The sequence below is a fragment of the Nocardioides pelophilus genome (assembly GCF_014180685.1).
Lineage (GTDB): Bacteria > Actinomycetota > Actinomycetes > Propionibacteriales > Nocardioidaceae > Nocardioides > Nocardioides pelophilus.
Genome location: NZ_JACEHF010000009.1, coordinates 1 through 23,757, shown reverse-complemented (window position 1 = coordinate 23,757; position 23,757 = coordinate 1). Strand labels below are relative to the sequence as shown.

The window sequence follows — 23,757 nt, the reverse complement described above, 5'->3', positions numbered from 1 at the left end:
TCTCGATGACCGACCTCACCCGGATCCACGAGCTGCTCGTGGTCGCGGGAGAGTTGGACCTCCGATCGGTCGCCCGTGCCTTCGCCGAGATCTTCGAGTCGGACGGCGCCACCGCGTTCGTCATCGTCGACTCCGACCTGACGGTGGGTGGTGCCTACCCGGGGGACGATGCCGCGGCCGGGACCCTGCGGATCCCGGTCGGGTACGGCGTGGTCGGCCTGGTCGCGCAGAACGGCAACTCCGTGACCATCGTCGACGACTCGCCGCGGAACCCGCAGCACCGGGCTCTGCTCCATCTCGCCGAGGGCCAGGTCGTGTCGAGGCTGTGCGTCCCCGCGCACGGGCTCGAGGGCGCCATCGTCGGCGTGATCTCGGTGCATCGTTTCGACCACCGCGCGTTCGGCGAGGACGAGCTCGCCCGGGCGCAACGACTTGCCGACCTGGTCGGACTGCGGCTCTACGCCGAAGGTCTGCGGGGCGCCGCCGAGGAGCACCACTCGTTGCGCGACCAGCTGATCGCCCAGGCCATCTCGGCCCAGGAGGCCGAACGAAGACGGATCGCGGGCGATCTGCACGACGGCGTCACCCAGGCTCTCGCCTCGCTGTCGTTCCACCTGAGCGCAGCCCACACGGGACTGTCCGTCGCCGCGCGAAACGGCGCGGCCGACGACCATCCGCTGATCGCCGGGACCCTCGACGAGATTGCGGAGGCCAAACGCCTGGCCGGCCTGGCGTACGACGAGACGCGAGCAGCGATCACCGGGTTGCACTCGCTGCTGCTCGAGGACCTGGGCCTGGTCGCCGCCCTCGAGTCGCTGTGCCAGTCCCTTCCGCAGCTCGATGTGGAGTTCCGCTCCGACCATCCCGACGAGTTCACCGTGGTGCCGGACCATGCCGCGGCAGCACTGTTCCGGATCGCGCAAGAAGCGCTGAACAACGCGATCAAGCACGCCCAGGCGCAGCGGGTCGTGCTTTCGCTACGTCGGGTCGGTGACGCAGCCGTGCTCGGTGTGACCGACGACGGTGCCGGTTTCGACGTGCGTTCCGTCCGCGGGCGTCCGCCGGCGGAAGCCGGCGAGCACTTCGGGCTCGCCTCGATCGTGGAACGCTCGGCGCTTATCGGGGCGACCTTGCGGATCGACTCGATCGAAGGTCGGGGCACTGCGGTCATCGTCGAGCTCCCGCTTCACTGACCGGCTCTCAGGCCGAGGCCGGCGCCGGTTCCGCACCCTCGAGCGCGGCAGCGGCGCGAGCGCAGTTGGAGAGCAGGGTTGCCTGGGCGTCGCTCAGGTTCGCGTCCTCGCCACCCCAGGCGTGCAGGGCATCGCTGACCAGGGCGCGGCCGAACGAGTACGTCAGCCGCCACGGTGCGCCGACGGCGATCCCGTTCAACGCGGCGAGGTACTGGCAGGCGGTGGCGTTGTCGTGGCCTCCGGAGAGGAACGCGATCCCGGGCACGGTGCTCGGCACGTGGCGCTCCAGGACACGCAGCGTTGCGTCTGCGACATGGCTGGGCGTCACCGAGGGGCCAGTCGTCCCGGGCGTCACCAGGTTGGGCTTGAGGACCATCGCCTCGGGCTCGACCTTCTGGAGCCGCAGCTGTGCGAACACGGCAGCGAGCGTCCGGTCGGTGACCTCCTCGCAGCGACCGATGTCGTGCGCGCCGGCGCAGAGCACCTCGGGCTCGACGATCGGCACGATGCCCTGTTCCTGGCAGAGGGCGGCGTAACGGGCAAGGGCGTGGGCGTTGACCTCGATCGAGTGCTCCGTCGCGGTCTCGACGTCGATCACGGCGCGCCACTTCGCGAAGGCCGCCCCGAGGTCGGCGTACTCGGCAAGGCGGTCACGTAGCCCGTCGAGGCCCTCGGTGACCAACGCCCCATGGCCGAAGGCGAGGCTGGTCGTGCCGGCGTCGACCTTGATGCCGGGGAGGATCCCGCACTGCTTCGCAGCAAGCGGGAATGCCACGTTGCCGTCAACGGTGGCGACCTGCTGCCGGAGGGTCTCGTCGCAGAGGATGATCCCACTGACCATCCTGGAGAGGCCGCGGGGCGTGAGCAGCAGCTCCCGGTAGCGCCGCCGGTTCTCCTCGGTCGGCGCGATGCCTTCGGCGGTGAGCCTCTGGGACATCGTCCCGATGCTCTCGTCCGCGGCCAGGATGCCGCGGCCCGAGTCGACCAGGGCGAGGGCGGTTTCGGCGAGTGTTCGCATGCCCCCAGCCTCGGGCCGCTGCGGGCGCGGCTCGTCACCCCCTCGGGCGAATCCGAGGGTGGAACCGCACGTCCTCCGGCTGGTCGGAGTCACAGACGTGCTCCAGGAAGAGTCGCGCAGCCGGCGATGGCGTGGCGTTGGTGACGACGTGCCACGGCCGGTCGAGGGGAGTCCCCGCGACCGGCACCCTGCGCAGGGTGCCGTCGGACAGGGCCCCTGCTACGGCGTCGGCGTGCACGACCGTGAGGCCGAGCCCCTCCCGGGCAGCTGCAACGACCGCGCCGTGGGTGCCGAGGGTGAGGAACGGAGGCTCCCATCCGTGCTGCTCCAAGAGGGCGAGGCAGGTCTGGCGCGTCCCCGAGCCTGCGCCCCGGAGCAGCCAGGTGGCAGTCGGTGGCGGGACGTCGTACGACGCTCCCGCGACGACGATCAGCCGGTTCGGGCGCTCGGCGACCGAAACCAGCCCGGATCCACGCGGCGGTCGGCCAGCGATCGCCACATCGGTCTCGTGGTGCACCAGCTCGGCGAAGAGCTCGTCGCGCGGCAGCACCGAAAGACTCATCTCCACCTGGGGCTGGCGGGCGCGGAAGGTGGCGAGGAGACGCGGGAGGGCGGTCTCGGCTGCCGTCGCCACGGCACCGATCCGCACCCGCGCGGTCCCGGCGGCTTGGACGGCCGCCTCCGCCTCCTCGGCCAGACCCAGCAGGGTCCGGCAGTAGTCCGCGTAGGTCGCGCCTGCCGCGGAGAGCCGGATGCCGCGGCCCTCGCGGGTGAACAGGTCGGTGTCGAGGTGCCGCGCGATCTGGGTGACCGCCGACGACACCGCGGGCTCGGTGACGTGGAGGTGGGCAGCCGCCGCGCGCACGCTGCCGAGGTCGACGACGGCGAGGAAGGTGCGCATCCGCGACCAGGTGACCGGGTTGCTCATGGCCAGATACTAAAGCGATCACCTAAATATTGGCACCAAAGATTCCATTGTCGTTGAAGCAGTACGACGAGCAGCATGGTGCCGACGTACTCACGAGGAACTCTGACGAAGGAGCGAGCGATGGTGGCTGTCGAGCCCGAGAAGAAGGCCGACCGGTGGGATCCCGGGGTCCACAGCTATGCATCGATGGGCTACTTCGATGCCGACTACGAGCCGAAGGAGACCGACGTCCTGGCGGTGTTCCGGGTGACGCCGCAGCCCGGTGTCGACCCGATCGAGGCCGCAGCGGCGGTCGCGGGCGAGTCGTCGACGGCGACGTGGACGGTCGTGTGGACTGACCGGTTGACCGCGAACTCGCACTACCAGGCGAAGGCCTACCGGGTCGAGGACGTGCCGGGCCGCCCCGGTGAGTACTTCGCCTACATCGCCTACGACCTCGACCTCTTCGAGGAGGGGTCGGTCGCGAACCTGACCTCCTCGATCATCGGCAACGTCTTCGGGTTCAAGCCGCTCTCGGCGCTGCGCCTCGAGGACATGCGGATCCCCGTTTCCTACGTCAAGACCTTCCAGGGTCCGGCGCACGGCATCGTGATGGAGCGCGAGCACCTCAACAAGTACGGCCGCCCGCTGCTCGGCGCGACCGTCAAGCCGAAGCTCGGCCTGTCGGCCCGCAACTACGGGCGCGTCATCTACGAGGCGTGCAAGGGCGGGCTGGACTTCACCAAGGACGACGAGAACATCAACTCCCAGCCGTTCATGCGGTGGCGCGACCGGTTCCTGTTCTCGATGGAGGGCGTGAACCGCGCGATGGCCGAGACCGGCGAGGTCAAGGGCCATTTCCTCAACGTGACGGCCGCGACGATGGAAGACATGTATGAGCGCGCCGAGTTCGCCAAGGAGCTGGGCAGCGTGGTCGTGATGATCGACCTGACGGTCGGCTACACGGCGATGCAGTCGATGGCGAACTGGGCCCGCCGCAACGGCGTCCTGCTGCACCTGCACCGCGCCGGGCACTCGACCTTCACCCGTCAGAAGACGCACGGCGTCAGCTTCCGGGTGCTGGCCAAGTGGTGCCGGCTGATCGGGGTCGACCACCTCCACGCGGGAACCGTCGTCGGCAAGCTCGAGGGCGACCCGGCCACCACGCGCGGCTTCTACGACACGATGCGGGAGGACTACGTGCCGACGAACCCGGCGAACGGGATCTTCTTCGACCAGCACTGGGCCAGCATGCCCGGCGTCCTGCCGGTCGCATCGGGTGGGATCCACGCCGGGCAGATGCACCAGCTGCTCGACCTGTTCGGGGACGACGTGATCCTGCAGTTCGGTGGTGGCACCATCGGGCACCCGCTCGGCATCGCCGCAGGCGCCGAGGCCAACCGGGTCGCCCTCGAAGCCGTGGTCAAGGCCCGCAACGAGGGCCGTGACCTGTTGCGTGAGGGCCCCGACATCCTGCGCGTCGCTGCGGGGAGCAACCGCGCGCTCGAAGCCGCGCTCGCGACCTGGGGCGACGTCACCTTCGACTACACGTCCACCGACGCACCCGACGCGGTCCCCACCGCTTCCTACTGACCGGCCGAGAGGACTCATGACCATGCAGCTTCGCCACGGAGCGTTCTCCTACCTTCCCGACCTGACCGACGACGAGATCGCCCTCCAGGTCCGCTACGCCCTGGATCACGGCTGGCCGGTGTCGATCGAGCACACCGACGACCCGCACCCGCGCAACATCTACTGGGAGATGTGGGGACTCCCGCTCTTCGATCTCATCGAGCCCGACGGGGTCATGGCGGAGATCGCCGCCTGTCGGGGAGCCTTCCCCCGGCACTACGTCCGTGTTCTTGCGTACGACGCGCGGCTCGGCCGGCAGACGACGGCCCTGTCCTTCCTCGTGCAGCGCCCGGCGCACGAGCCTGGCTTCGAGCTCGCCAGGACCGAGGGCGCCGGGCGGGCACAGGCGTACCAGGTGAAGACCTACGCCGCCGCTGCCCCGCCCGGAGAGCGCTATGCCGACTGAGGCTGACGCGACCGACGAGCTGACTCTCGAAGAGTTCGACCTCGCCTCCGACGACTCGAAGCGACAGGTCGAGGAGACACTGGCCGCTCTCGAGAACGAGCTGGTCGGACTGGGCTCGGTCAAGGATCGGGTGCGCGAGATCGCGGCGCTCCTGCTGGTGGACCGGGCCCGGGAGCAGTTGGGCCTCAGCTCGTCCCGACCGACCCTCCACATGAGCTTCACCGGAGGGCCGGGCACCGGCAAGACCACAGTCGCGCAGATGATGGCCAAGATTCTCCACTCCCTCGGCTATGTCCGCACGCCGCGGGTGCACACCGTGACCCGGGACGACCTCGTCGGCCAGTTCATCGGGCACACCGCGCCCAAGACAAAGGAGGCGATCGCCCGCGCAGCTGGTGGCGTCTTGTTCATCGACGAGGCCTACTACCTGTTCCGGCCAGAGAATGAACGGGACTACGGACAGGAGGTCATCGAGATCCTGCTTCAGGAGATGGAGAACGAGCGTGCCAGCCTCGTGGTGGTCTTCGCCGGTTACGAGGACCGGATGGACACGTTCTTCTCAGCCAATCCCGGCCTCTCCTCCCGGGTGCCGCACCACATCTCCTTCGAGGACTACTCCCATGACGAGCTGATGCGCATCGCGGACCTGATGGTCGCGAAGGAGAACTTCCGGTTCGATCCGGCAGCGCGTGCCGCCTTCGCGGACTACCTCGAGCTCCGGATGAAGCAGCCACGGTTCTCCAACGCACGAAGCGTTCGCAACGCCGTCGAGCGATGCCGGCTGAGGCAGGCGAAGCGGCTCGTCGAGCTGCACAAGCCGCTGACCCGGGACGACCTGGTCACCCTCACCGAGACCGACGTGCGTGGAAGCAGCCTCTTCCGGGACGGCGCGAGCGCCGGATGAGGGGCGGGCCCTTCGGCCCACTGGCGTCCCCGTGCCCGTTACCTGACCGGCGGGCACGGGGACTTCGTCGATCCGAGGGGCGCGTAGCCACCACCCGACAACGGCAGACGTCGCCTACCAGCCGCCGTTCTCGGCAGCGCCGAGAGGCGCTCGGTGAGTTGATCCATCCGGCTCTGGCCGGCGAGGCCCACCCCACACGGTTTGAGCGCGAAATAGCACATTTCCCCTGGTGGGCGCCGCGATCATCGGAACGCACCAGTTGTCACCGATCCGTGCAGCAGGCCTCACGGATCTACTGCACGATCTGGTGACAGGCCTACTCCTGGTGCAGCACGGGGGAAGTGGGGCCTTGCACCCTCCCTTTGGGATATTGTCAGTCGAGACCTCACCCCGCGCTTTGAGCGTGAAAGTGCACACTGCCCATGTTGGCGTCGAGCCGCTTCCCTGCGGTGGTGTGCGGCGAAAGCGGTGGAGAGGGAGTTCGGTTCCAACGGCCCACCGGACGGCACCGGACCGGGCGCGGCCGCGCTGGGATGCGAAGTACCGACCACTTCAGGGCTCGACAGTCATAGCCGGCACAAGGACGCACTGCCTACGGCTGGGGCGCCCGGCTGAGCTCGACCAGTTCGGCCAGGGAATCGTGCAGATGTCCCATGAGTTCCCACACGTCAGGCACCAGATCCCGGCAAGCGACAAGGCCGAAGTCGAGCCTGCGGTTGTAGGAGAACACCGTGATGTTCAGTGCGCCCGTCGTGCTCGTCACGGCCGAGACCGGGTAGATGCCCTCGACCCGGCCGCCGGCGAGGTACAGCGGGACCTGGGGTGCCGGGACGTGGCTGACGAACAGGTTGAACGGCGGCCCCGCCACGCCGGCGAGGTTGAAGAGCGCCCGCGCTGCCACCCCTTGTCCGGCGGTGGGGAGGAGCCCGGCGAGGTCGCGCAGCAGCGTCGCGGGCAGCGACTCGAACCGCGCCTTCGCCCGGTCCATGGACTCCCGCATCGCCACGACCCTGGCCCCGGGGTCGGGCAGGTTGGTGGGCAGCTCGGCGAGCATCACCGACAGCTCGTTTCCTCCGGATGCAGTCTGGCCGCGCCGGCGTACGGACACGGGCACCGCGGCGACCAGGGGTACGTCGGGCAGGGCATCGCGCTCCTGCAGCCAACGGCGAAGTGCGGACGTGCACAGCACCATCACGATGTCGTTGACCGTGCCGCCGTACTTCCGGCGCACCGTCTTCACGTCGTCGATCGAGACCGAGCCGAACGAGAAGCGACGGTGGGCGCTGATCGTGCCGTTCAGCGGCGTCCGCGGTGCCCGGGGACCGGACGCCAGGGCGCCCAGCGAACGCAGGGCCGGGGGCAGGGTCCGCGCGAGCTTCACCTGGTCCTTGGCGGCCGCCGCGAGCCCCTGCTGGACGAGGCCCAGCCGCGACGGGAGCGGGTCGGGCTGGAAGGGACGGTCCTCGGGTTCCACCGTGCGCGGCTCGGGGCGGATGTCGAGGAAGCCGGCCAGGATCTTGGCGCCGGAGACCCCGTCGACCGCGGCGTGGTGGATCTTCGAGTAGACCGCGACCCGGCCGTCCGCCAGCCCGCTGATCACGTAGAGCTCCCAGGGCGGCCGGCGGCGGTCGAGTGCTCGAGCGTGGAGGCGAGCGATCTGCTCACCGAGCTGTTCCGGGGACCCCGGGGCGGGGAGAGCGAGCTCACGGACGTGGAAGTCGAGGTCGAACGCGGGGTCGTCGACCCAGTACGGCCGACTGAGTCCGAGCGGCACCTCCACCAGGCGCTGACGGAAGATCGGCCACAGGTGCAACCGCTCGGCGAGCAGGGCGCGCACCGTGCCGAGACCCCAACCGTCGCCGGCCGCACCCGGGTCGACCACCATCAGGGACGCGACGTGGCCGACCGTGGTCGGCGACTCGATCATGAGGAATCCCGAGTCCAGGGACGAGAGCTGGCGCACGACGGTCTCAGCCCCCCGCGATCGAGCGTTCGATGACCGCGATGATCTCCGGCCGCAGCCGCTCGGGTGCGATGACGGCGTCGACAGACCCGACGGTGACGGCCCGATGGATGTCGTGCACGCCGTCGAACTCGGCTGCCACCTCGCTGATCTTCTCCGCGCGCAGCGACTGCCTCAGCTCGGCCAGCTCGACCACGAGCGGCCCACGCTCGGACGGGGACGCGTCGGCGACCGCGGCCTCCAGCTCCTTCACCTTCGGATCGGCGGCCGTGCGCTTGTCGACCTCGCCGGCGAAGACAACGGCCGCCGCCGGGGCCCCGCCGATCACCGAGGCGAAGGAGCCTTCGAGCGCAAGGACCGTCATCTGGGGGTTCAGCGCCTTGGAGAACACCACGAACGCGCCGCCGTGGTAGCGGGAGATCACGCAGAACACGATGGGACCGCGGAAGTTCACGATGGCGCGCCCGATCTCGGCGCCGTACTCGAGCTGCAGGTTGCGCATGGAGTCCGGTGACCCGTCGAAGCCGGAGAGGTTCGCCAGCACTACCAGGGGGCGGTTGCCGCTGGCGGTGTTGATCGCCCGGGCCGCCTTCTTCGAGGACCGCGGGAACAGCGTGCCGGCGGTGTAGACGTCGGGCCCGTCGGTCGGCGGGAAGCCGCGGCGTGGCACCGGCTTGGACTCGATGCCCAGGAGGCACACCGGATGGCCACCGAGGTGGGCGTCGAAGACCACGGTCGTGTCCGCGTCGGCCATCCCCGCCCACCGCTCGAGGGGGGTGTGGTCCTGGTCGGCCACGGCCCGCATGACGGTGCGGATGTCGAACGCCTTCTTGCGGTCCGGGTTGCTCACCGGGGAGAAGATCTCGCCGACGGTCTTGAAGTCGCTGCCCGGTTCGGAGTGTGGGTACGTCGAGACGTCGCGGTCGGTGGGATCGCTCGTGGCGGCGTGCCGTGGACCCGACTCGCCGGGTGCGACGTACGTGTGCTCGTAGTGCGCCATCAGGACGTCGCACGCCCCGGAGAGGTCCGGGGCCCAGTGGTGGGCCTGACCGTTCGGGCCCATCACCCGGTCGTAGCCGCCGATGCCGAAGTTGTCCTCCGCCGACACACCGCCGGAGAAGTCGAGCGACTGCTTTCCGGTCAGCACCATCGCGCTGTCCGGCGTCATCACCAGGATGCCCTTGGTGTGCATCAGCATCGTGGCCTCGGCGTTCCAGTACGGCTGGGCGCCGACGTTGATGCCGGCCACGACGACGTTGATCTCCCCGCCGGCCTGGGTGAACTCCACGATGCGGCGCAGGGCGGCGGCGACCCAGTCCATGTTCTCGGTGCCGGAGTCCATCGAGATCCGGGCTCCGGCCGACAGCGCGAACCACTCGACCGGCACGCCCATCCGCTCGGCGAGGTCGAGGGCGGCAATGACCCGGGAGCACTCCGGCTCCGAGACCGCGCCGAGTGCCTTGGTCGGGTCACCGCAGAGCACCACGCGCGTGACCCCCTCGGGGTGGAGCGCGGTCGGGGTGGAGGCGACCGCGACGAGGATGCCGGCGCTGTTGAGCCCGCGCGGCCGGTTCACCGGCACCAGCACGCCCGAGTCGTCGAGGTCGTGCTCCACGAGGGTGCCGCCCTCACCGGCGACGATCGCCTCGAGCTCGTAGGGATAGACCAACCCGCGCCGCCGGGCGCGCAGCACCTTGGACTCGTAGTCGTCCAGCGGCTGCAGCAGCTCGGTGGGCGGCGCCTCGATCGAGGAGACCACACCGGCGCCCGGCCGCGCGTGGAACCGGATGGCGATCGGCGACGGCGTACCGTCCGGACCCGCGATGCGGCCCTGGGCGAGCACCTCGGCGATCCCGGCGCCGTCGGTCAGCGGGGTGATCTTCTGCTGCAGGCTCGTCAGCTGGGCGATGTCGGCCTCGACCAGCGGCCACACCTGGACCCACACGTGGTTGAGGTCCAGCTTCGCGCCCGCGGCGCCTCGCGCCGTACGCGCGCGTCGGATCGCTTCCAGACAATTCTCCACGGCACGCTCGGCGTGGGGGAGTGCCGTGACCACGCCGTTCTCGTCGTGTACGACGGCGAGCTGACGCACCTGCGCGAGGGCGACCAGCCGGCGGTCCGCGGCGTTCTCCCTGGCCACGCACTCGTAGAGCAGGACGTCGTCAGGCGCCTCGATGCGGGTGACGTGGAAGTTGCGCAGCCGCCAGAGGTTGAGGCGACGCCCGACCATCGGGTGCACGCCGTGGACGAGCTCGTCCTCGACCACCGCGCCCGACTCGTCGGACCGGAACGTGTAGTAGTCGACCGGCCGGCCCTCGCCCGGGCACACGGCGACCGTGACCCGGCGGGCGTCCTGAGTGAAGCCGAGGCCGGACAGGGCCTTGGCCAGCTTGTCGCGACCGAGGGAGATGGACTCCGGGGCGGAGGACCAGTGCAGGTAGAGGTCCACGACGGCCTCGGTGCCGTCGCGTCGTGCGGCCAGCTCCGCCTCGAGCCCGGTCACCAGGTCCGAGCCGTCAACGAGCTCGGCGACGGAGCCGACGGTCGTGACCACCCGGGTGGGTCGCTCGTCGAGCAGGTAGTCGGCGACGGCGAACGGGTGGCCGTCGTGGTGGGACGCGGTCGGGCCGTGGAGGTCGAAGTCGCGGTAGTGGCGCTTGACCAGGACCTCGAGCATCGGCTCGGCGCCGCCGACGCCCTGCTCCACGCGCTCGGCGAGGAACCGCACGATCTGCTCGGGGATCCGGGCTAGTGCGTCGATGCGCTCGGCGCGGTCCGCGGCCTGCGGGTCGGCGGCGAGCGCGGTGACCTCGTCACGTACGCCGGCGAGGACGCTGGCGCGCTCCTCGTCGACGAGCGGCTGGTCGAACCAGCGGAAACGGACACTGCGGGCGAGGTCGCCCACTGCCGGGAAGCGCAGCTGGGTGGCCTGCTTGAGCCGCTCGAGCAGCTCCCGGACGCTCCCCTGCACCCCGTCGGGCGGGGCCGGCTCGTCGATCCAGCGCTGGAGGAGGGCGGTGACGACCTCGACGTTCTCCGCGGGCCGCCGCAGGGCCAGGAAGATCCGGAAGACCGCCTCCTCCAGGGCTGGCGTCCGCTCCAGGTCGCTGACTCCGTAGCGGGCGAGCACCCGCTCGAGGCGGTCGCGGAACAAGTCAGGGAGCCCGCCGCGCTCGGTGTCGAGGCTGTGCAGGAACGTGTGGAAGTGCTCGCGCGAGCTGTGCACCCGCAGCTCGGTGCGGAGCTCCTCGCCGGCCGCGTGGTTGCGGCTGAGCTCGGCGAACTCGGTGAACAGCGCGAACAGCTCGGCCTCGTCGCCGACCACGTCCTCCCCTGCGGCACGGAGCTCGTCCCGGGCTTCGAGATAGCCGCGAAGCGTCGCGACGCGGTCGTCCCTCGGCACGTCGTAACCCTGAACGAGAGCGGCGAGCTCGGCGAGGTGCCGGTCGGCCAGCTGCCGCGCGGTCTGCGCCGTGTTGTCAACGGGGAGGTCGAGGGCCGGTGCCTCGCTCGCGGCCTGGGGCGCCTCGTCGGCGACGTCGTCACTGATCGGTTCGAGCCGGACGAGGGGCGCTCCGGTCTCCACCTGGCTGCCGGTGGCCACCAGCAGCTCGCGCACGCGGGCTGTGAACGGCGACTGGATGACGGTCTCCATCTTCATCGACTCGAGCACCAGCACCGGGGCTCCGGCGGCAACCTCGTCGCCGACCGCCGCGGGCGTGGCCACCACCAATGCGGGGGCGGGCGACCTGAGCACGCCGCCCTCGTCGCGGCTGACCCGGTGGGTGACGCTGTCGACCTCGACCAGGTGGGTAGGTCCGTGGGTCGCGGTGACGACGCGGTGGCGGCGGCCGTTCACGAGAAGGCGCGAATGGACCTCGTCGATCCGCTCGATCTCCACGTCGGCGGTCTCGACGGCGGTGCCGGCCGCGATGCTCACGCGGTAGCGACCGGACCCCGTCTGCAGCGCGGTGACCTGGTACGTCGTACCGCGCAGCTTCAGGTCCGTCGGCTGGCCCACCTTGTGCTGGACCTGGGGACGGCCACCGTGGGCGGTCTCGAGAAGGCGGTCCACCTCGACGCGTCGGTGCTCGTCGTACGCCTCGATCGCGGCGACGACCAACGCGACGCCGGAGTGGGCATGCGACGTCAGCCTGCCCTCACCGCGCACCCGGTCGATCCATGCAGTGTCGGCCCAAGCCGGCTCGCCCGAGACGACCTCGGGCTGATCGAGTAGGTCGAGGATGAAGCTCTTGTTGGTGGTGCCGCCCTCGATGACCACGGTCGTCTCGGACATCGCGCGCCGGAGACGGGCCAGCGCCTCGTCGCGGTCGCGGCCGTAGGCGATGACCTTGGCGATCATCGAGTCGAAGTCGGCCGGGATGGTGTCGCCCTCGCCGAGGCCGGTGTCGACGCGGACACCGGGACCGCTGGGCAGCTCGAGGCGTACGACGCGGCCGGGTGCGGGCGCGAAGTCGCGGTCCGGGTCCTCGGCGTTGAGCCGCGCCTCGATCGCATGCCCCGACTCCACGGGCCTGGGCTGGTCATCGAGGCGGCCACCCCGGGCCACGTGGATCTGCGCCTTGACCAGGTCGAAGTCCGTCGTGACCTCGGTGATCGGGTGCTCGACCTGCAAGCGGGTGTTGACCTCCAGGAACGCGAAGGCCTTCTCGCCCGGCTGGTAGAGGAACTCGACCGTGCCCGCGCCCTGATAGCCCACCGCCAGCGCGAGGCGCTCGGCCGAGGCCTTGAGGTCGTCGACCTGGGCGGGCGTGAGCAGCGGGGATGCGGACTCCTCGATGACCTTCTGGTTGCGGCGCTGCACCGAGCAATCGCGTACGCCGAGGGCCCAGGCCGTGCCGTGGCCGTCGGCGATCAGCTGCACCTCGACGTGTCGGGCCTCGGTCACCAGGCTCTCCAGGAACACCACGCCGCTGCCGAACGCCCGCTCCGCCTCGTCCCGGGTGCGCTGGTAGGCGTCCTGCAGCTCGGCGGGAGTGGTGACCTTGCGGATCCCGCGGCCACCACCGCCGGCGCTGGCCTTGAGCATCAACGGGTAGCCGACGCTCTCGGCCGAGGCCAGCGCGTCCTCCAGGGTGTCCAGCGGCCCACCGCTCCACGGGGCGACGGGGACGCCGACCTGCTCGGCGAGCCGCTTCGCGCCGATCTTGTCCCCGAGGCGGCGCATCGCCTCGGCGCTGGGGCCGATGAAGGTCACGCCGAGGCGGTCGCACAGCTCGACGAACGCCGGCTCTTCGGCGACGAAGCCCCAGCCGACCCAGGCGGCATCGGCTGCCGTCTCGACCAGTGCGCGCTCGAGCAGGGCGAGGTCGAGGTATGGGCGGGCCGACGCAGGCCCCAGCGGGTAGGCCTCGTCGGCCTCCCGCACGAACCTCGCGTTCCGCTCGACGTCGGTGTACAGCGCCACCGTCTCGAGCCGCTCGCCGGCGGCTCGCAGGTCCCGGGCGGCGTGGATGGAGCGCATGGCCGCCTCGCCACGGTTGACGATCGCGATTCGCTCGAAGCTCACTGTGATCCTTCACCAGGCCTTGTCGTCGGTTGGCACGGTCGTGCTGGCACGAGGTTGACAGTTAGTGGGGGTTACGGGCGAGTCACCCGGAGGACCCCACAACCAACAACGCCCAGATCTGGCGGGTGTGGCCAATATGGGGGCCTGCCGGGGTGCCCAAGCCCGCTGGGCCCCCCTCGACTGGTGGGTCTGCGACGCTCGTCGACCTCCACCAGACGCCCCGGGGGTACCGGCGCCGCGATGCCGTCGGAAGGGTCCCAACAGTTGGCCGCGTGAGGGAACGAGTCACACGGTGAGCCGAGAGGCGATGTGACGCCGCGGAGATCCACCTGATTACGGCCCACCTCCGACCGTCCAGGAGAGTGACAGGATTGACGCGTCGCCCCGGTGGAGCAACTCGCGACTGCACTCTCCCTTTGCCACTTTGGCGGGCGAGAACGGGCCAGGGTGACGAGTTGGGTTGGCCAGGGCTACGGTCTGGCCGTTCGCGTCAGGTCGTGGGCTGGTGCAGAAGGTCGCTGATGGTCTGAGGCGGTGCCGGACGGTGGTGCAGGTAGCCCTGGCTCACGTGGCAGCCGAGCTCCTTGATCTGGTCGAACTGCGCCTGGGTCTCGACGCCTTCGGCGACGACCGTGAGGTCCAGCGCGCGTCCGAGCGCGACGATGGAGGCAGTGACCGCTCTGTCGGTTCTGTCCTCCAGCCCGGAGACGAAGGATCTATCTATTTTGATCTCGTTGAACGTGAACCGGCGGAGATAGTCCAGGGAGGCGTACCCGGTTCCGAAATCATCGACCGCGAGCGCGACGCCCAGCTCGTGGAGGGCGAGCAGATCGGCGGCGACATCGTCGACTCGTATGGCGAGCTGCCGTTCGGTGATCTCCACGCCTAAGCGTCCGGGTGGCAGGTCTGACTCGGTCAAGAGTCTTTCGATGACTCCGACCAGGTGACGTCGTCCGAGCTGATCGCAGGAGATGTTGACCCACATCAGCGGGGCGCGATCACCGTGTGCGCGTTGCCATTGGGTCGCTTGGGCGATCGCTGTCTCGATGACCCAGTCCCCGACAGGGGCAACCAGATGAGGGCCTTCCGCCGCCGCGAGGAACGCCGCCGGCAGCAGGAGGCCGCGACTGGGGTGCTGCCAGCGTAGGAGTGCTTCGACAGCCACGATCTCGCCGCTGTCCACGCTGTACATCGGCTGGTAGTGGAGCAGAAGCTCTGCTTCGTCGAGGGCTCGGCGGAGCTCCAGGACCAAGGAGCTCAGACGCAGCTGCGACACCCGGCGCAGGGCGAGCTCCGCGACGCGAGAGGTCGACTGCACTGCCAGCGCGGAGGCCAGCTCCGTGCGATCGGTAGCGCCCGTGACGACGCTGGCCGATTCCTCTGCCGTGCCCGCGGCGATTTCCGCGATGGAAGCTGCGGCCAGCGCCGCCAAGGCAGCAGCTTCGGCAGCCAGTGCAGTGGCACGCGAGACCTTGGCGGCCGCTTCATCGGTCAGTTTCGCTTGAGCGATGACGTCAGCGGCGACGGTGGCCGCAACGGCGGCCGCGACGCGTCTGGCACCCTCGGGATCTACATCGTCGGGCAGGTCAGCTGCGATCGTCACCAACGCTTTGACCGCTGCCGCTGCGACGCTCATCGCGCGTGATGACGCTTCCTCCTGGACCGCAGTCGCCGTCAGGGCGGCGATCTCGGCTGCAGCGGACGCCGCCGCAGCAACCGTGTCCGCCGCCGCGTACTTGGCAGTTGTGGCAGTTGTACCGGCGGCGTCCAGCGCATCGCTTGCCGCGGCCGCAGCTTCTTTCGCCAACTGTGCCGTTGAGGCTGCATCACCTGACGCCATGGTCGCGGCATCGGCCGCGGCGACCGGGTTCGTCGGACACATCACGACGAGCCGTCTCTCGCTGAGTACATGAGTCCTTCCCTGAACGTCGGCTCGACCCAGATGTCCTCTCAATCTAGGGCGGCCCGGCGACACTCTCAGCGGATTCTCCCCATCTGGCATCCAATTGACCGGGCTCGGGATTTGCTCTGGCTGTTGCAGCGTGTCGATGTCGATGCCGGTGCCGGTGCCAGTGAGCCGGCTTGAGGTGGGTTCTCCGCGGCTGACCTGACCAACAGTGCTGCCTTCACGCGGGCGGCTGCACCGGGTTTACAGACGCGTCGCCCGGTCGTGACCGAATGGGTAGTCCGACATCCGCAGGGGACGGCGGGAGTCGAGGAACGACAGGGGACCGAGGAGCTTCCGAATCAGATCGACGGACTGCTAGCCGAAGGTCGGGAGGGCTAGGCGAGCCCTAGCCCCGAGCCCGGGTCTGCTGCACCGATAGGTGACAGCTTGACCAAGCAGACGGCGTGATCGACGCGGTCAACTCAGCCGAGATTGCACATCCCCTTTGGAACCTTGGCGGGCGAGAACATCCGGGCGGACTATGCATCCGCGGGTGACGGGAGTACGCCGGCGCGCCCACCGCCAGTGCCTCATCTTCGGCGGTTCCCCCAAGGCGGAGTGAGTGCTGGTGCGACAGCCCTGGTGACGACTGGTGCCAGGGTCGTCGGCTACAACCGCCACGTCCTGACCCGTACACAAAACCCGAAACCGCCACCCACATCCGACCACCACTGCCGAACCTTGACGACCCTTCACGACCCCGAAAATCCCCGCCCTCGACCTGCCCTTCACCACTCCAAACCGAGCGGCACGCATGCTACGAAGGTTCGTAGATCGGCCTACCCCCTGTGGGTGGGCCGAGCGCCATTTCTGGGGTCGTTGACGAGTGGTGACGGGCGGTGACGAGGATGCGGGGTGGGGTCGCGATCTACCGCGGATCGGCTGCGGCCGCCCGCAACTATGTCGAGGCCGACCGGTCCCGTGCCGATGACTACTACCTGGCCGAAGGCACCGGGGTCGCCGCGCGGTACGTCGCCACTCAGTCGACCCTGATCGCCGAAGCGCCGATGGAGGGCGACACCTACGAGTGGTGGGTGGCCGGCTACGACATCGACACCGGCGCGGCCAAGGGACGGCTGGTGAAGGTCGACAACGGGGTGCGGTTCGCCGAGGTCGTCGTGAACGGCCCGAAGACCTGGTCGCTCGCGGCCGCACTGGATCCGGAGATCTCCGAGGCGTACGACGCAGCACAGACCAGTGCCGCCGAACAGATCATCGGCTGGGTCGCTCAGCACGCCACCACCCGCGTGGGCCACGGGATGGTCAGGTGCAGGTGCCGGTCGAGCGGATCGAGGCGGCGGTGATTCGTCACCACACCTCCCGGGCTGGTGATCCGCATCGGCATCTTCATCTTCAGGTCAACGCCCGGGTGTTCGCTGAGGGGAAGTGGCGGGGGCTGCACACGGTCGGGCTGCGGGACCTGGTGGCCGCCCTCAACGGGATCGGGCATGCGGCTGTGATGTGCGGCCCGCAGTTCCGGACCGTGCTGGCCCGCCACGGGTTCACCCTGGACGAGGACGGTGAGATCAACGAGCTGGCGCCGTACGCCGGCGCGTTCAGCGCCCGGTCGGCGCAGGTCGGTCGGAACATTGCCCGATACGAGGCGGCGTGGCGCCGCGACCACCCCGACGAGGAGCCGGGACCGAGGTTGCTGCGTGCCTGGGACCGCCGGGCGTGGGCTGACGCCCGGCCGGACAAGGTGGTGCCGACGTCGGGGGAGGAGCTGCGGCAGCACTGGGTCGAGGAGTTGGACGCACTGGGGTTCGTCTACCCGCAGCGTCCCACGGGGCTGCCGGTGACTCCGGTCGGGGCGCTGGACCGGGACGCGATCGTGGAGGTCGCGTTGACCCGGCTCGGTGCGAAGCGGTCGGCGTGGAACGCCGGCGACATCCGCGGTGTCGTGGAGGAACTCATCGCCTCAGCAGGCGTCATTGCCGAACCGAAAGTCCGCACAGAGCTGACCGAAGACCTGACGGCACGCGCCGTCGCCGCCAGTCGGCCGTTGCTTGCTCGAGGCGACGTCCCCGAGCACGTCCGAGCGTTGACCAGCCGACGCGTCCTCGCCGTCGAGGCCGAGCTCAACGACCGGTTGTCGCTACGAGCCGAGCTCGGAGCCCGTCACCTGGTGGTGGTCGAGGGAGCCGCGGGCGCCGGGAAGACCACTCGGCTGCGCGCCCAGCGCCGGGCCGTCCAGGCGAGCGGGAGCCAGATGATCGTGGTGACCCCGACCCTTAAGGCCGCCCGGGTCGCCGCCACCGAGGTCGGGTCCAGCGCGTTCTCCGCGGCGTGGCTGGTCCACCAGCACGGTTGGCGTTGGGACGCCGACGGCCGCTGGACCCGCACGGCCGTCGACCGGATCGACCGGGCCGCGGTGCTGAGGCCCGGTGATGAGCTGGTGGTCGACGAGGCCGGGATGCTCGACCAGGACACCGCCCGCGCGCTGCTCACCATCGCCGACGAGGCCGGCGCCCGTCTCGTACTCATCGGCGACCGCCACCAGCTCCCTGCTGTCGGCCGCGGGGGAGTGCTCGACCTCGCACTGCGCTGGGCCCCGCCGGAGGCGGTCAAACAGCTCACCACCGTGCACCGGTTCACCGACCCGACCTATGCCGACCTCAGTCTGCAGATGCGTACTGGTGAGCACAGTGGTGAGGTCTTCGATGCCCTGCTGGAGCGTGGGGAGATCGTCGTCCACGGCTCTGAGGCCGAGGCGATCCAGGCCATCGCCGCGGTGCGCGGACTGGTCCTCGCCGACACCCGCGACCAGGTCATCGCCCTCAACGCTGCCATTCGCGACCAACACGCAGGTGGTGATGGTGAGCGCAACGGTGAGGTCTTCACCACCCGCATCGGCGAGGTGATCGGGGTGGGGGATCGGGTCGCGACCCGCCGCAACGATCGCGATCTCGGCGTTGCGAACCGCGACACCTGGACCGTCACCGCCGTCAGCGGCGACGGCAGCGTGAAGGTGCGCGGACGACCCGGGGAACGGACGCTGCCAGCCGGCTACGTGCGAGAGCATGTCGAGCTCGCCTTCGCCACCACTGTGTACGGCGCCCAGGGCGAGACCGTGGACCACGCCCACTTGCTGGTCGGGGAGACCACCGGTGCCGCCGCGGCGTACGTCGCCATGACCCGGGGTCGGAAGTCCAACACTGCCCACCTGGTCGCCGACTCGGTCGACGAGGCGCGGGTGCAGTGGGTCGAGGTGTTCGCTCGCGACCGCGCTGACCTCGGACCCGCTCACGCTGCCCGAGTCGCCGCCGAGGACATCGACCGCTACGGACCCCGTGCCCGACCCAGGCGCGCACCTGACGGCGCGGCCGCCCTGCAGGCCGCAGCCCTGACCGGCACCCGGCCGCGGCGCCCACGGGACCCGATCCCCGGCCCTCGCCCAGCACCCGACCGTGGGATCGGCATCGGCTTCTGAGGTCGCCGCCAGCGCCCGTCACGCAACCGACACCGACGTATCTGGCCGATCCGGAGCGGTCACCGTTGCCTTTCCTTCATGAGGAGCTCGCGGCCAAATGCGAGCCCGGACGAGAGGAATCCAGCCGATGACCACGATGCGGACAAATTTTGGGGGGACGCCTCCTGGCCTGCGCAAACGCGGCGACGGGGCGGGCGTACCCCCCGTTATCCACAAGGGGGTACGCCCCCAGGGGGTACGGAAACGGGGACGTCGGTTCGTCACGCTTCGGTCGAGATCAGTCACCGAGTCGAGGAGACACTCGTGAACCCCATCCAGGTCCCCGCCGAGTGGGACGACAACGGCATCTTGCTGTTCGAAGAGTTCTGCGCCTTCATCCGCACACCCCAGCGCACCGTTCGGGACTGGAAGAGACGCGGCATTGGGCCGCGCTGGTGGCGGTTCAACGGCACCGGCCGGCTCTACACCACCGTCGCCGAACTCCGCCGCTTCCTGCGCCCACCAGCCGTCACCTCGAGGGAGGCCCGAAGCCGTGGCTGATCACGCCCGCACCCAGTACCTCACCCTCGCCGAAGCCGCTGAACTGATGTCGGTCTCGGTCAAGACCCTCCGCCGGAGGATCGCCGACGGCACGCTTCCCGCCTACCGATGTGGCCGGCGAGTCATCCGCGTCCGTGTCGCAGACCTTGAGCAGGTACTCCACCGGATCCCGTCAGCTCGGTGACTCTTGCCTTTGCTCGGTTGCCGGCTGAGCGATGCTCGGTGTCCGTTTGTCACTAATAAAGTGACATATCCAGCGCGCTGGACTAGCGTTGGCACTTAATTAAGGACAAAGTGACATGGCTCAGCATCTGTACCGCACGCCCGATCCCGATCTGGAGGACCAGCAGATCATCGGGGAGATCCACGACGTCCGCGCCTCGCTCGCGGATGTACTTCGCGCGCCGCGACGCTGGAACGGGCTGCTCCGCCGGACCTCCGCGGCTCGCGCGATCCAGGGCTCGAACACGATCGAGGGCTACACGGTCACCGACGAGGACGCCGTCGCAGCGATCGACGACGAACCACCGCTGAGCGCCGATGAAGCCACATGGGCCGAGATCCTCGGCTACCGCCGCGTGATGACGTACGTACTGAACGTCGCTACCGACCCAGGCTTCACCATCGACGAGGTCGTGCTGCGATCGATGCACTTCATGCTGCTCGAGCACGACTTGTCCAAATCGCCCGGCCGGTACCGGTCCACGGAGATCTTCGTCCGGGACGACAGGCGAGGCGTGGACGTCTACGAAGGTCCGGCCGCCGATGTCGTGCCCGAGCTGATGGGACGCCTGTCGGTTGCGTTGGCGAAGACGAGCACGCGCCAGGGAGCCGACGATCCGCTCGTGCGAGGCGCGATGGCCCACCTCAATCTGGTGATGATCCATCCCTTCCGCGACGGAAACGGCCGCATGGCCCGGGCCTTGCAGACGATGGTGCTCGCCCAAGACCACGTCATCGAACCGACCTTCTCCAGCATCGAGGAATGGCTGGGCAACAACACGCAGGACTACTACGACGTACTCGCTTCGACCGGTCGCGGCGCCTGGAACCCTGACAACGACGCCACGCTCTGGGTGAAGTTCAATCTCCGCGCCCACCACATGCAGGCCCAGACCGTCAGACGCCGGTTCGACGAGGCCGAGACCCAGTGGCGACACATCGACGCCCTACTGTCCGAGCACAAGCTCAACGAACGCGTCGGCAGCGCCCTCTTCGACGCACTTCTCGGACTCCGGGTGACGCGTCCGTCGTACATCAAGCTCACCGACCTCGATGAGAGGACGGCCACCCGCGACCTGGTGACTGCGACCGAGCGCGGCCTCCTCGAGGCCCGAGGTGAACGCCGCGGCCGCCACTACGTCGCCGGCCGACCGCTCAAGGACATCCGCGACGCGCTTCGCGCGGCACGCCAACCACTGACCGATCCCTATCCAACGCTGTTGGGCGAGATCCGTAGAGCGCAGCCCGCTTAGAGGGGCAGCACTAGCGCAATGAACTACCAGTTGCCGTTCTCGGCCAGTGCTGAGAGCCGCTCGGTGAGCTGGTCCATCCGGCTCTGACCCGCCCGCACGTAGCGGAGGGCAGCCGTCGGAGTGGAGTCGCCGAGAAACGCCTGGATCTCGCCGATGTTGGCGCCCTGCTGTGCGAGCAAGGTCGCACCGGTCGCGCGGAGGTCGTGAAACCTGAGATCGCCGCGACCGGCAGCGCGGCGGGCGCCGTACCAGCCGCGGTGCGTGTGCTTCCCCTGGAACCGGGCCGGATGCAGGTGCTGGCCGTGGGCGCCGGGGAACAGCAGTCCGTCGCGGCCGGTGACGTAGGTGCGCAGGTGCTTCCTGATCGCCGGAACGATGTGGGCGGGGATCCGCTGGTCACGGATTCCCGACGCCGACTTCGGTCCTTTGACGATCTTCTTGCCTGGCCCGGCCCGCGCGACTGCGCGGCGGATCTTGATCACGCGCTTGTCGAGGTCGACGTCCGATCTGCGCAGCTCCGTCAACTCTCCGTACCGCATCCCGCACCACAGCGCGAGCAACACCATCGCCTGCCACTCGGGCCGGATGTGCTCGAGGATCACCTCGATCTCCTTCGCCGTCGCGATCTGCTCGCGCTTGGGGGAGGTGCCCGAGCCGCCGCCACGGATCGCGAACGGGTTGACCTGGCCGACGAGCGGTCCGTGGGCGCTGGTAGCAACCGTCATCACCGCGCGGGCCAGCGTGTAGGCCTCGCGACGAGTCCGTTCCTTGTCGGCCGGCAGCCGGTCGTACCACTGGTTGACCATGGCCGGCGTGATCTCGTCGAGAGGGATGTCGCCGAACGTCGGGTTGATGTAGTTGGCCAGCATCCGCCGGTAGCCGTCCACGGTCGACGGCGCCAGGGCCCGCCCTTTGACCTTGCGCTCGATGAGGTAGCGCTGGGCGTAGTCGGCGTACGTCGGCAGCCGCGCGGCCTCGGCGGCCTTCCGCGCGGCCTCGATCCGGGCCCGCGGTGCCTGCCAGCTCTCCGGGTCCTCGGACCGTCGGTGCTCGGCGGCCAGCCACGCCTCGGCGTCGATCCTCGCGGTGAAGGTCTCGGGGGCCGTGTGGCGTACGTCGTCGTGGCCGATGTAGCTGGCTTGGTAGCGGCCGCTCGGCAGCTTCCGGATGTGTCCGAAGCCCCGATGCCTCGTCCTTCCTGCCATGTGATTCACCCCGAGTCGTGCGATCCGCGTGCTATCCACGTGCGATCCAGCAGGCAATTCGCGTCCAAAGTTGTCCACAGGACGGTACGCGAAGAATCGGCGTTTGTGCAGGTCAGAGGTACTTTTGTCCACCAGAGTCCACCTGTGGATAACTCTGCTGGATTCGCTTCGAATCCACTACCTGCCACAGCACCACCGAGAGGCCCGTCGCCCGCGGAGACGCGGGGGCGGGCCTCTCGCGTTGCGCTGCCTCGCCGGTCACGCGTCGAGGTCCGCGACGACCGCCCGGGCGGCGTCCTCGCCGGAGCGGACCGCGCCCTCCATGTAGCCGTTCCAGACCGGCGAGCACTCGGCGCCCGCCCAGTGGATCCGCCCGACCGGCTCCCGCAGGGCGGGGCCGTACGCCGTCCAGACGCCGGGGGTGAAGTGGGCGCCGTAGCAGCCACGGGTGAACTCCTCGGCCATCCAGTCGCGCTCGACGTACTCCACCGGGTGCAGCGCACGCTCGCCGAAGTAGCGCGCGAACGAGCCGAGCACGGCGGCCCGCCGCTCGGCCTCGGTCATCCGCGCGCAGCGGCGGGCCTCGTTGCCCTCGAGGAACCCCATCAGCACGCCCGGACCGCCCGCCGGCGGCGAGTTGTCGAAGGTGACCTTGACCGGCCCGCGGTCGGAGGCGGCCTGGCCGTTGAGACCGTCGGTGCGCCAGAACGGCTCGTCGTAGGCGGCGTACACCTTCATCACCGACCCGGCCGGGAGGCGCTGGGTGAGCTGGTCGCGCCACGACGGGAGCAGTGGGGCGTAGTCGAGCCGCCCGGCCAGCGTCGGCGGCAGGGTGACGATCACGTGGCTGCCCTCGACCGCGCCGTCGCGGGTGGCCACGGTGATCCCGACGGCGGTGTGCTCGATCCCGGTGACGACCTGGCCGAGCCGCACCCGATCGCCGAGCGCGGCGGCCATCGTGTCGGCGATCCGGATCGAGCCGCCGACGATCCGGTCCTGCTGCGCGCCGCGGTCGACCGACAGGAGCGTCTCGAGGTCGGTGCCCGAGTGTGCGTAGAACAACGCGTGCAGCAGTGACAGGTCGCCGGCGTCGGCGGCGAACACGGCCTCGCAGGCGACCCGGAAGTAGGCCCGGCCGGTCGGCGTGCGCAGGTTGCGGCGGATCCAGGTCTCGAACGTCTGCCCGTCGAGTCGCTCGGCGTCCGGCGACTGCCACGGGGCGAGGAGGTCGACCCGGTTGGCGAGCCGGGTGAACCGGGCCAGGCCCTGGCCGAGATCGGCGATCGCGAACGGGCTCATCCGCGGCAGTGCGCCACGGTGGGAGCCCATCCGCCGCTGCTTGCCGCCGAGGTCGACGAGCAGCTGGCCGTCGTCGTTGTAGGTGCGGAAGTGCTCGAGGCCGAGCTCCGCGACGAGCTCGTACATCCGGTTCTGGGTCGGCCCGATCCACTGACCGCCCAGCTCGATGGGTGTGCCGTCGGAGAGGTGTCCGCCCTCGGTGCGGCCGCCGACCCGGTCCCGCGCCTCCAGCACCACGACGTCCCGGCCGGCGGCGGCGAGCAGGCGGGCGGCGGACAGGCCGGCCAGGCCGGCGCCCACGACGATC

At 69.7% G+C, this 23,757-nt stretch carries 16 protein-coding genes; 9 read left to right on the top strand and 7 right to left on the bottom strand.

Annotation, left to right across the window (positions count from 1 at the left end):
* Positions 1–5 precede the first annotated feature (5 nt).
* Entirely contained in the window at positions 6–1,193 is a 1,188-nt protein-coding gene (locus H0488_RS03705; RefSeq protein ID WP_183097932.1) for a GAF domain-containing sensor histidine kinase, read from the top strand.
* 7 nt (positions 1,194–1,200) lie between these two features.
* Here H0488_RS03705 and H0488_RS03700 read toward each other — a convergent pair whose 3' ends face one another.
* Both H0488_RS03700 and H0488_RS03695 read right to left on the bottom strand, forming a co-directional pair.
* Positions 1,201–2,211 (bottom strand): class I fructose-bisphosphate aldolase, encoded by a 1,011-nt coding sequence (locus H0488_RS03700; protein ID WP_183097931.1) that lies wholly within the window; start codon positions 2,209–2,211, stop codon positions 1,201–1,203.
* Positions 2,212–2,245: 34 nt separating this feature from the next.
* Positions 2,246–3,139 (bottom strand): LysR family transcriptional regulator, encoded by an 894-nt coding sequence (locus H0488_RS03695; RefSeq protein ID WP_246371424.1) that lies wholly within the window; start codon positions 3,137–3,139, stop codon positions 2,246–2,248.
* A 120-nt stretch (positions 3,140–3,259) separates the two neighbouring features.
* On the opposite strand from H0488_RS03695, the gene H0488_RS03690 reads away from it, so the two are divergent.
* From H0488_RS03690 to H0488_RS03680, 3 genes are read left to right on the top strand one after another with little or no spacing between them, the layout of a single operon-like run.
* Positions 3,260–4,711, top strand: coding sequence for a form I ribulose bisphosphate carboxylase large subunit (locus H0488_RS03690; protein WP_183097930.1), 1,452 nt, complete (start codon positions 3,260–3,262; stop codon positions 4,709–4,711).
* 16 nt (positions 4,712–4,727) lie between these two features.
* On the top strand, positions 4,728–5,156 hold the full coding sequence (locus H0488_RS03685) for a ribulose bisphosphate carboxylase small subunit (protein ID WP_246371422.1): 429 nt from the start codon (positions 4,728–4,730) through the stop codon (positions 5,154–5,156).
* Positions 5,146–6,060 (top strand): AAA family ATPase, encoded by a 915-nt coding sequence (locus H0488_RS03680; RefSeq protein WP_183097929.1) that lies wholly within the window; start codon positions 5,146–5,148, stop codon positions 6,058–6,060. Before H0488_RS03685 ends, H0488_RS03680 begins: the two co-directional genes overlap by 11 nt.
* A 592-nt stretch (positions 6,061–6,652) precedes the next feature.
* Here H0488_RS03680 and H0488_RS03675 read toward each other — a convergent pair.
* The 3 genes from H0488_RS03675 to H0488_RS03665 form a co-directional block, all read right to left on the bottom strand.
* Positions 6,653–8,023 carry a WS/DGAT/MGAT family O-acyltransferase gene (locus H0488_RS03675; RefSeq protein WP_183097928.1) on the bottom strand — a complete coding sequence of 457 codons (1,371 nt, stop codon included), beginning with the start codon at positions 8,021–8,023 and terminating at the stop codon, positions 6,653–6,655.
* Between the two features lie 7 nt (positions 8,024–8,030).
* Positions 8,031–13,508 (bottom strand): ATP-binding protein, encoded by a 5,478-nt coding sequence (locus H0488_RS24920; RefSeq protein ID WP_220794168.1) that lies wholly within the window; start codon positions 13,506–13,508, stop codon positions 8,031–8,033.
* Positions 13,509–14,043: 535 nt separating this feature from the next.
* Positions 14,044–15,435: an EAL domain-containing protein gene (locus tag H0488_RS03665; RefSeq protein WP_246371428.1), complete on the bottom strand. Its 1,392-nt coding sequence runs from the start codon at positions 15,433–15,435 to the stop codon at positions 14,044–14,046.
* 914 nt (positions 15,436–16,349) lie between these two features.
* On the opposite strand from H0488_RS03665, the gene H0488_RS23880 reads away from it, so the two are divergent.
* The 5 genes from H0488_RS23880 to H0488_RS03645 all read left to right on the top strand — a co-directional run bounded on the left by H0488_RS23880 (position 16,350) and on the right by H0488_RS03645 (position 20,946).
* Positions 16,350–16,805 (top strand): relaxase domain-containing protein, encoded by a 456-nt coding sequence (locus H0488_RS23880; protein WP_246371427.1) that lies wholly within the window; start codon positions 16,350–16,352, stop codon positions 16,803–16,805.
* A complete protein-coding gene (locus tag H0488_RS03660; RefSeq protein ID WP_312856202.1) occupies positions 16,769–18,931 on the top strand; it encodes an AAA family ATPase in 2,163 nt (720 codons plus the stop codon). Before H0488_RS23880 ends, H0488_RS03660 begins: the two co-directional genes overlap by 37 nt.
* A gap of 303 nt (positions 18,932–19,234) precedes the next feature.
* Positions 19,235–19,471, top strand: coding sequence for a hypothetical protein (locus H0488_RS24915; RefSeq protein ID WP_183097926.1), 237 nt, complete (start codon positions 19,235–19,237; stop codon positions 19,469–19,471).
* Positions 19,464–19,655 carry a helix-turn-helix domain-containing protein gene (locus tag H0488_RS24910; RefSeq protein ID WP_312856201.1) on the top strand — a complete coding sequence of 64 codons (192 nt, stop codon included), beginning with the start codon at positions 19,464–19,466 and terminating at the stop codon, positions 19,653–19,655. The genes H0488_RS24915 and H0488_RS24910 overlap by 8 nt, the downstream gene beginning before the upstream one ends.
* A gap of 397 nt (positions 19,656–20,052) precedes the next feature.
* On the top strand, positions 20,053–20,946 hold the full coding sequence (locus H0488_RS03645) for a Fic family protein (RefSeq protein WP_220794161.1): 894 nt from the start codon (positions 20,053–20,055) through the stop codon (positions 20,944–20,946).
* Between the two features lie 23 nt (positions 20,947–20,969).
* On the opposite strand, the gene H0488_RS03640 is transcribed toward H0488_RS03645, so the two are convergent.
* Both H0488_RS03640 and H0488_RS03635 read right to left on the bottom strand, forming a co-directional pair.
* Complete coding sequence (locus tag H0488_RS03640; RefSeq protein WP_183097924.1) at positions 20,970–22,151, bottom strand: tyrosine-type recombinase/integrase; 1,182 nt, start codon at positions 22,149–22,151, stop codon at positions 20,970–20,972.
* A 258-nt stretch (positions 22,152–22,409) separates the two neighbouring features.
* Positions 22,410–23,757 (bottom strand): flavin monoamine oxidase family protein (locus H0488_RS03635; RefSeq protein ID WP_183097923.1); only part of this gene is annotated, 1,348 nt, incomplete at its 5' end.

Excerpts from the sequence above, each read along its gene's own strand:
- H0488_RS03690 (WP_183097930.1), top strand. The coding sequence starts at position 3,260 with ATGGTGGCTGTCGAGCCCGAGAAGAAGGCCGACCGGTGGGATCCCGGG.
- H0488_RS03695 (WP_246371424.1), bottom strand. The coding sequence starts at position 3,139 with ATGAGCAACCCGGTCACCTGGTCGCGGATGCGCACCTTCCTCGCCGTC.
- H0488_RS03645 (WP_220794161.1), top strand. The coding sequence starts at position 20,053 with ATGACGTACGTACTGAACGTCGCTACCGACCCAGGCTTCACCATCGAC.
- H0488_RS03665 (WP_246371428.1), bottom strand. The coding sequence starts at position 15,435 with ATGTGTCCGACGAACCCGGTCGCCGCGGCCGATGCCGCGACCATGGCG.
- H0488_RS24920 (WP_220794168.1), bottom strand. The coding sequence starts at position 13,508 with ATGCGCTCCATCCACGCCGCCCGGGACCTGCGAGCCGCCGGCGAGCGG.
- H0488_RS03700 (WP_183097931.1), bottom strand. The coding sequence starts at position 2,211 with ATGCGAACACTCGCCGAAACCGCCCTCGCCCTGGTCGACTCGGGCCGC.
- H0488_RS23880 (WP_246371427.1), top strand. The coding sequence starts at position 16,350 with ATGCGGGGTGGGGTCGCGATCTACCGCGGATCGGCTGCGGCCGCCCGC.
- H0488_RS03680 (WP_183097929.1), top strand. The coding sequence starts at position 5,146 with ATGCCGACTGAGGCTGACGCGACCGACGAGCTGACTCTCGAAGAGTTC.
- H0488_RS03640 (WP_183097924.1), bottom strand. The coding sequence starts at position 22,151 with ATGGCAGGAAGGACGAGGCATCGGGGCTTCGGACACATCCGGAAGCTG.
- H0488_RS03685 (WP_246371422.1), top strand. The coding sequence starts at position 4,728 with ATGACCATGCAGCTTCGCCACGGAGCGTTCTCCTACCTTCCCGACCTG.
- H0488_RS03705 (WP_183097932.1), top strand. The coding sequence starts at position 6 with ATGACCGACCTCACCCGGATCCACGAGCTGCTCGTGGTCGCGGGAGAG.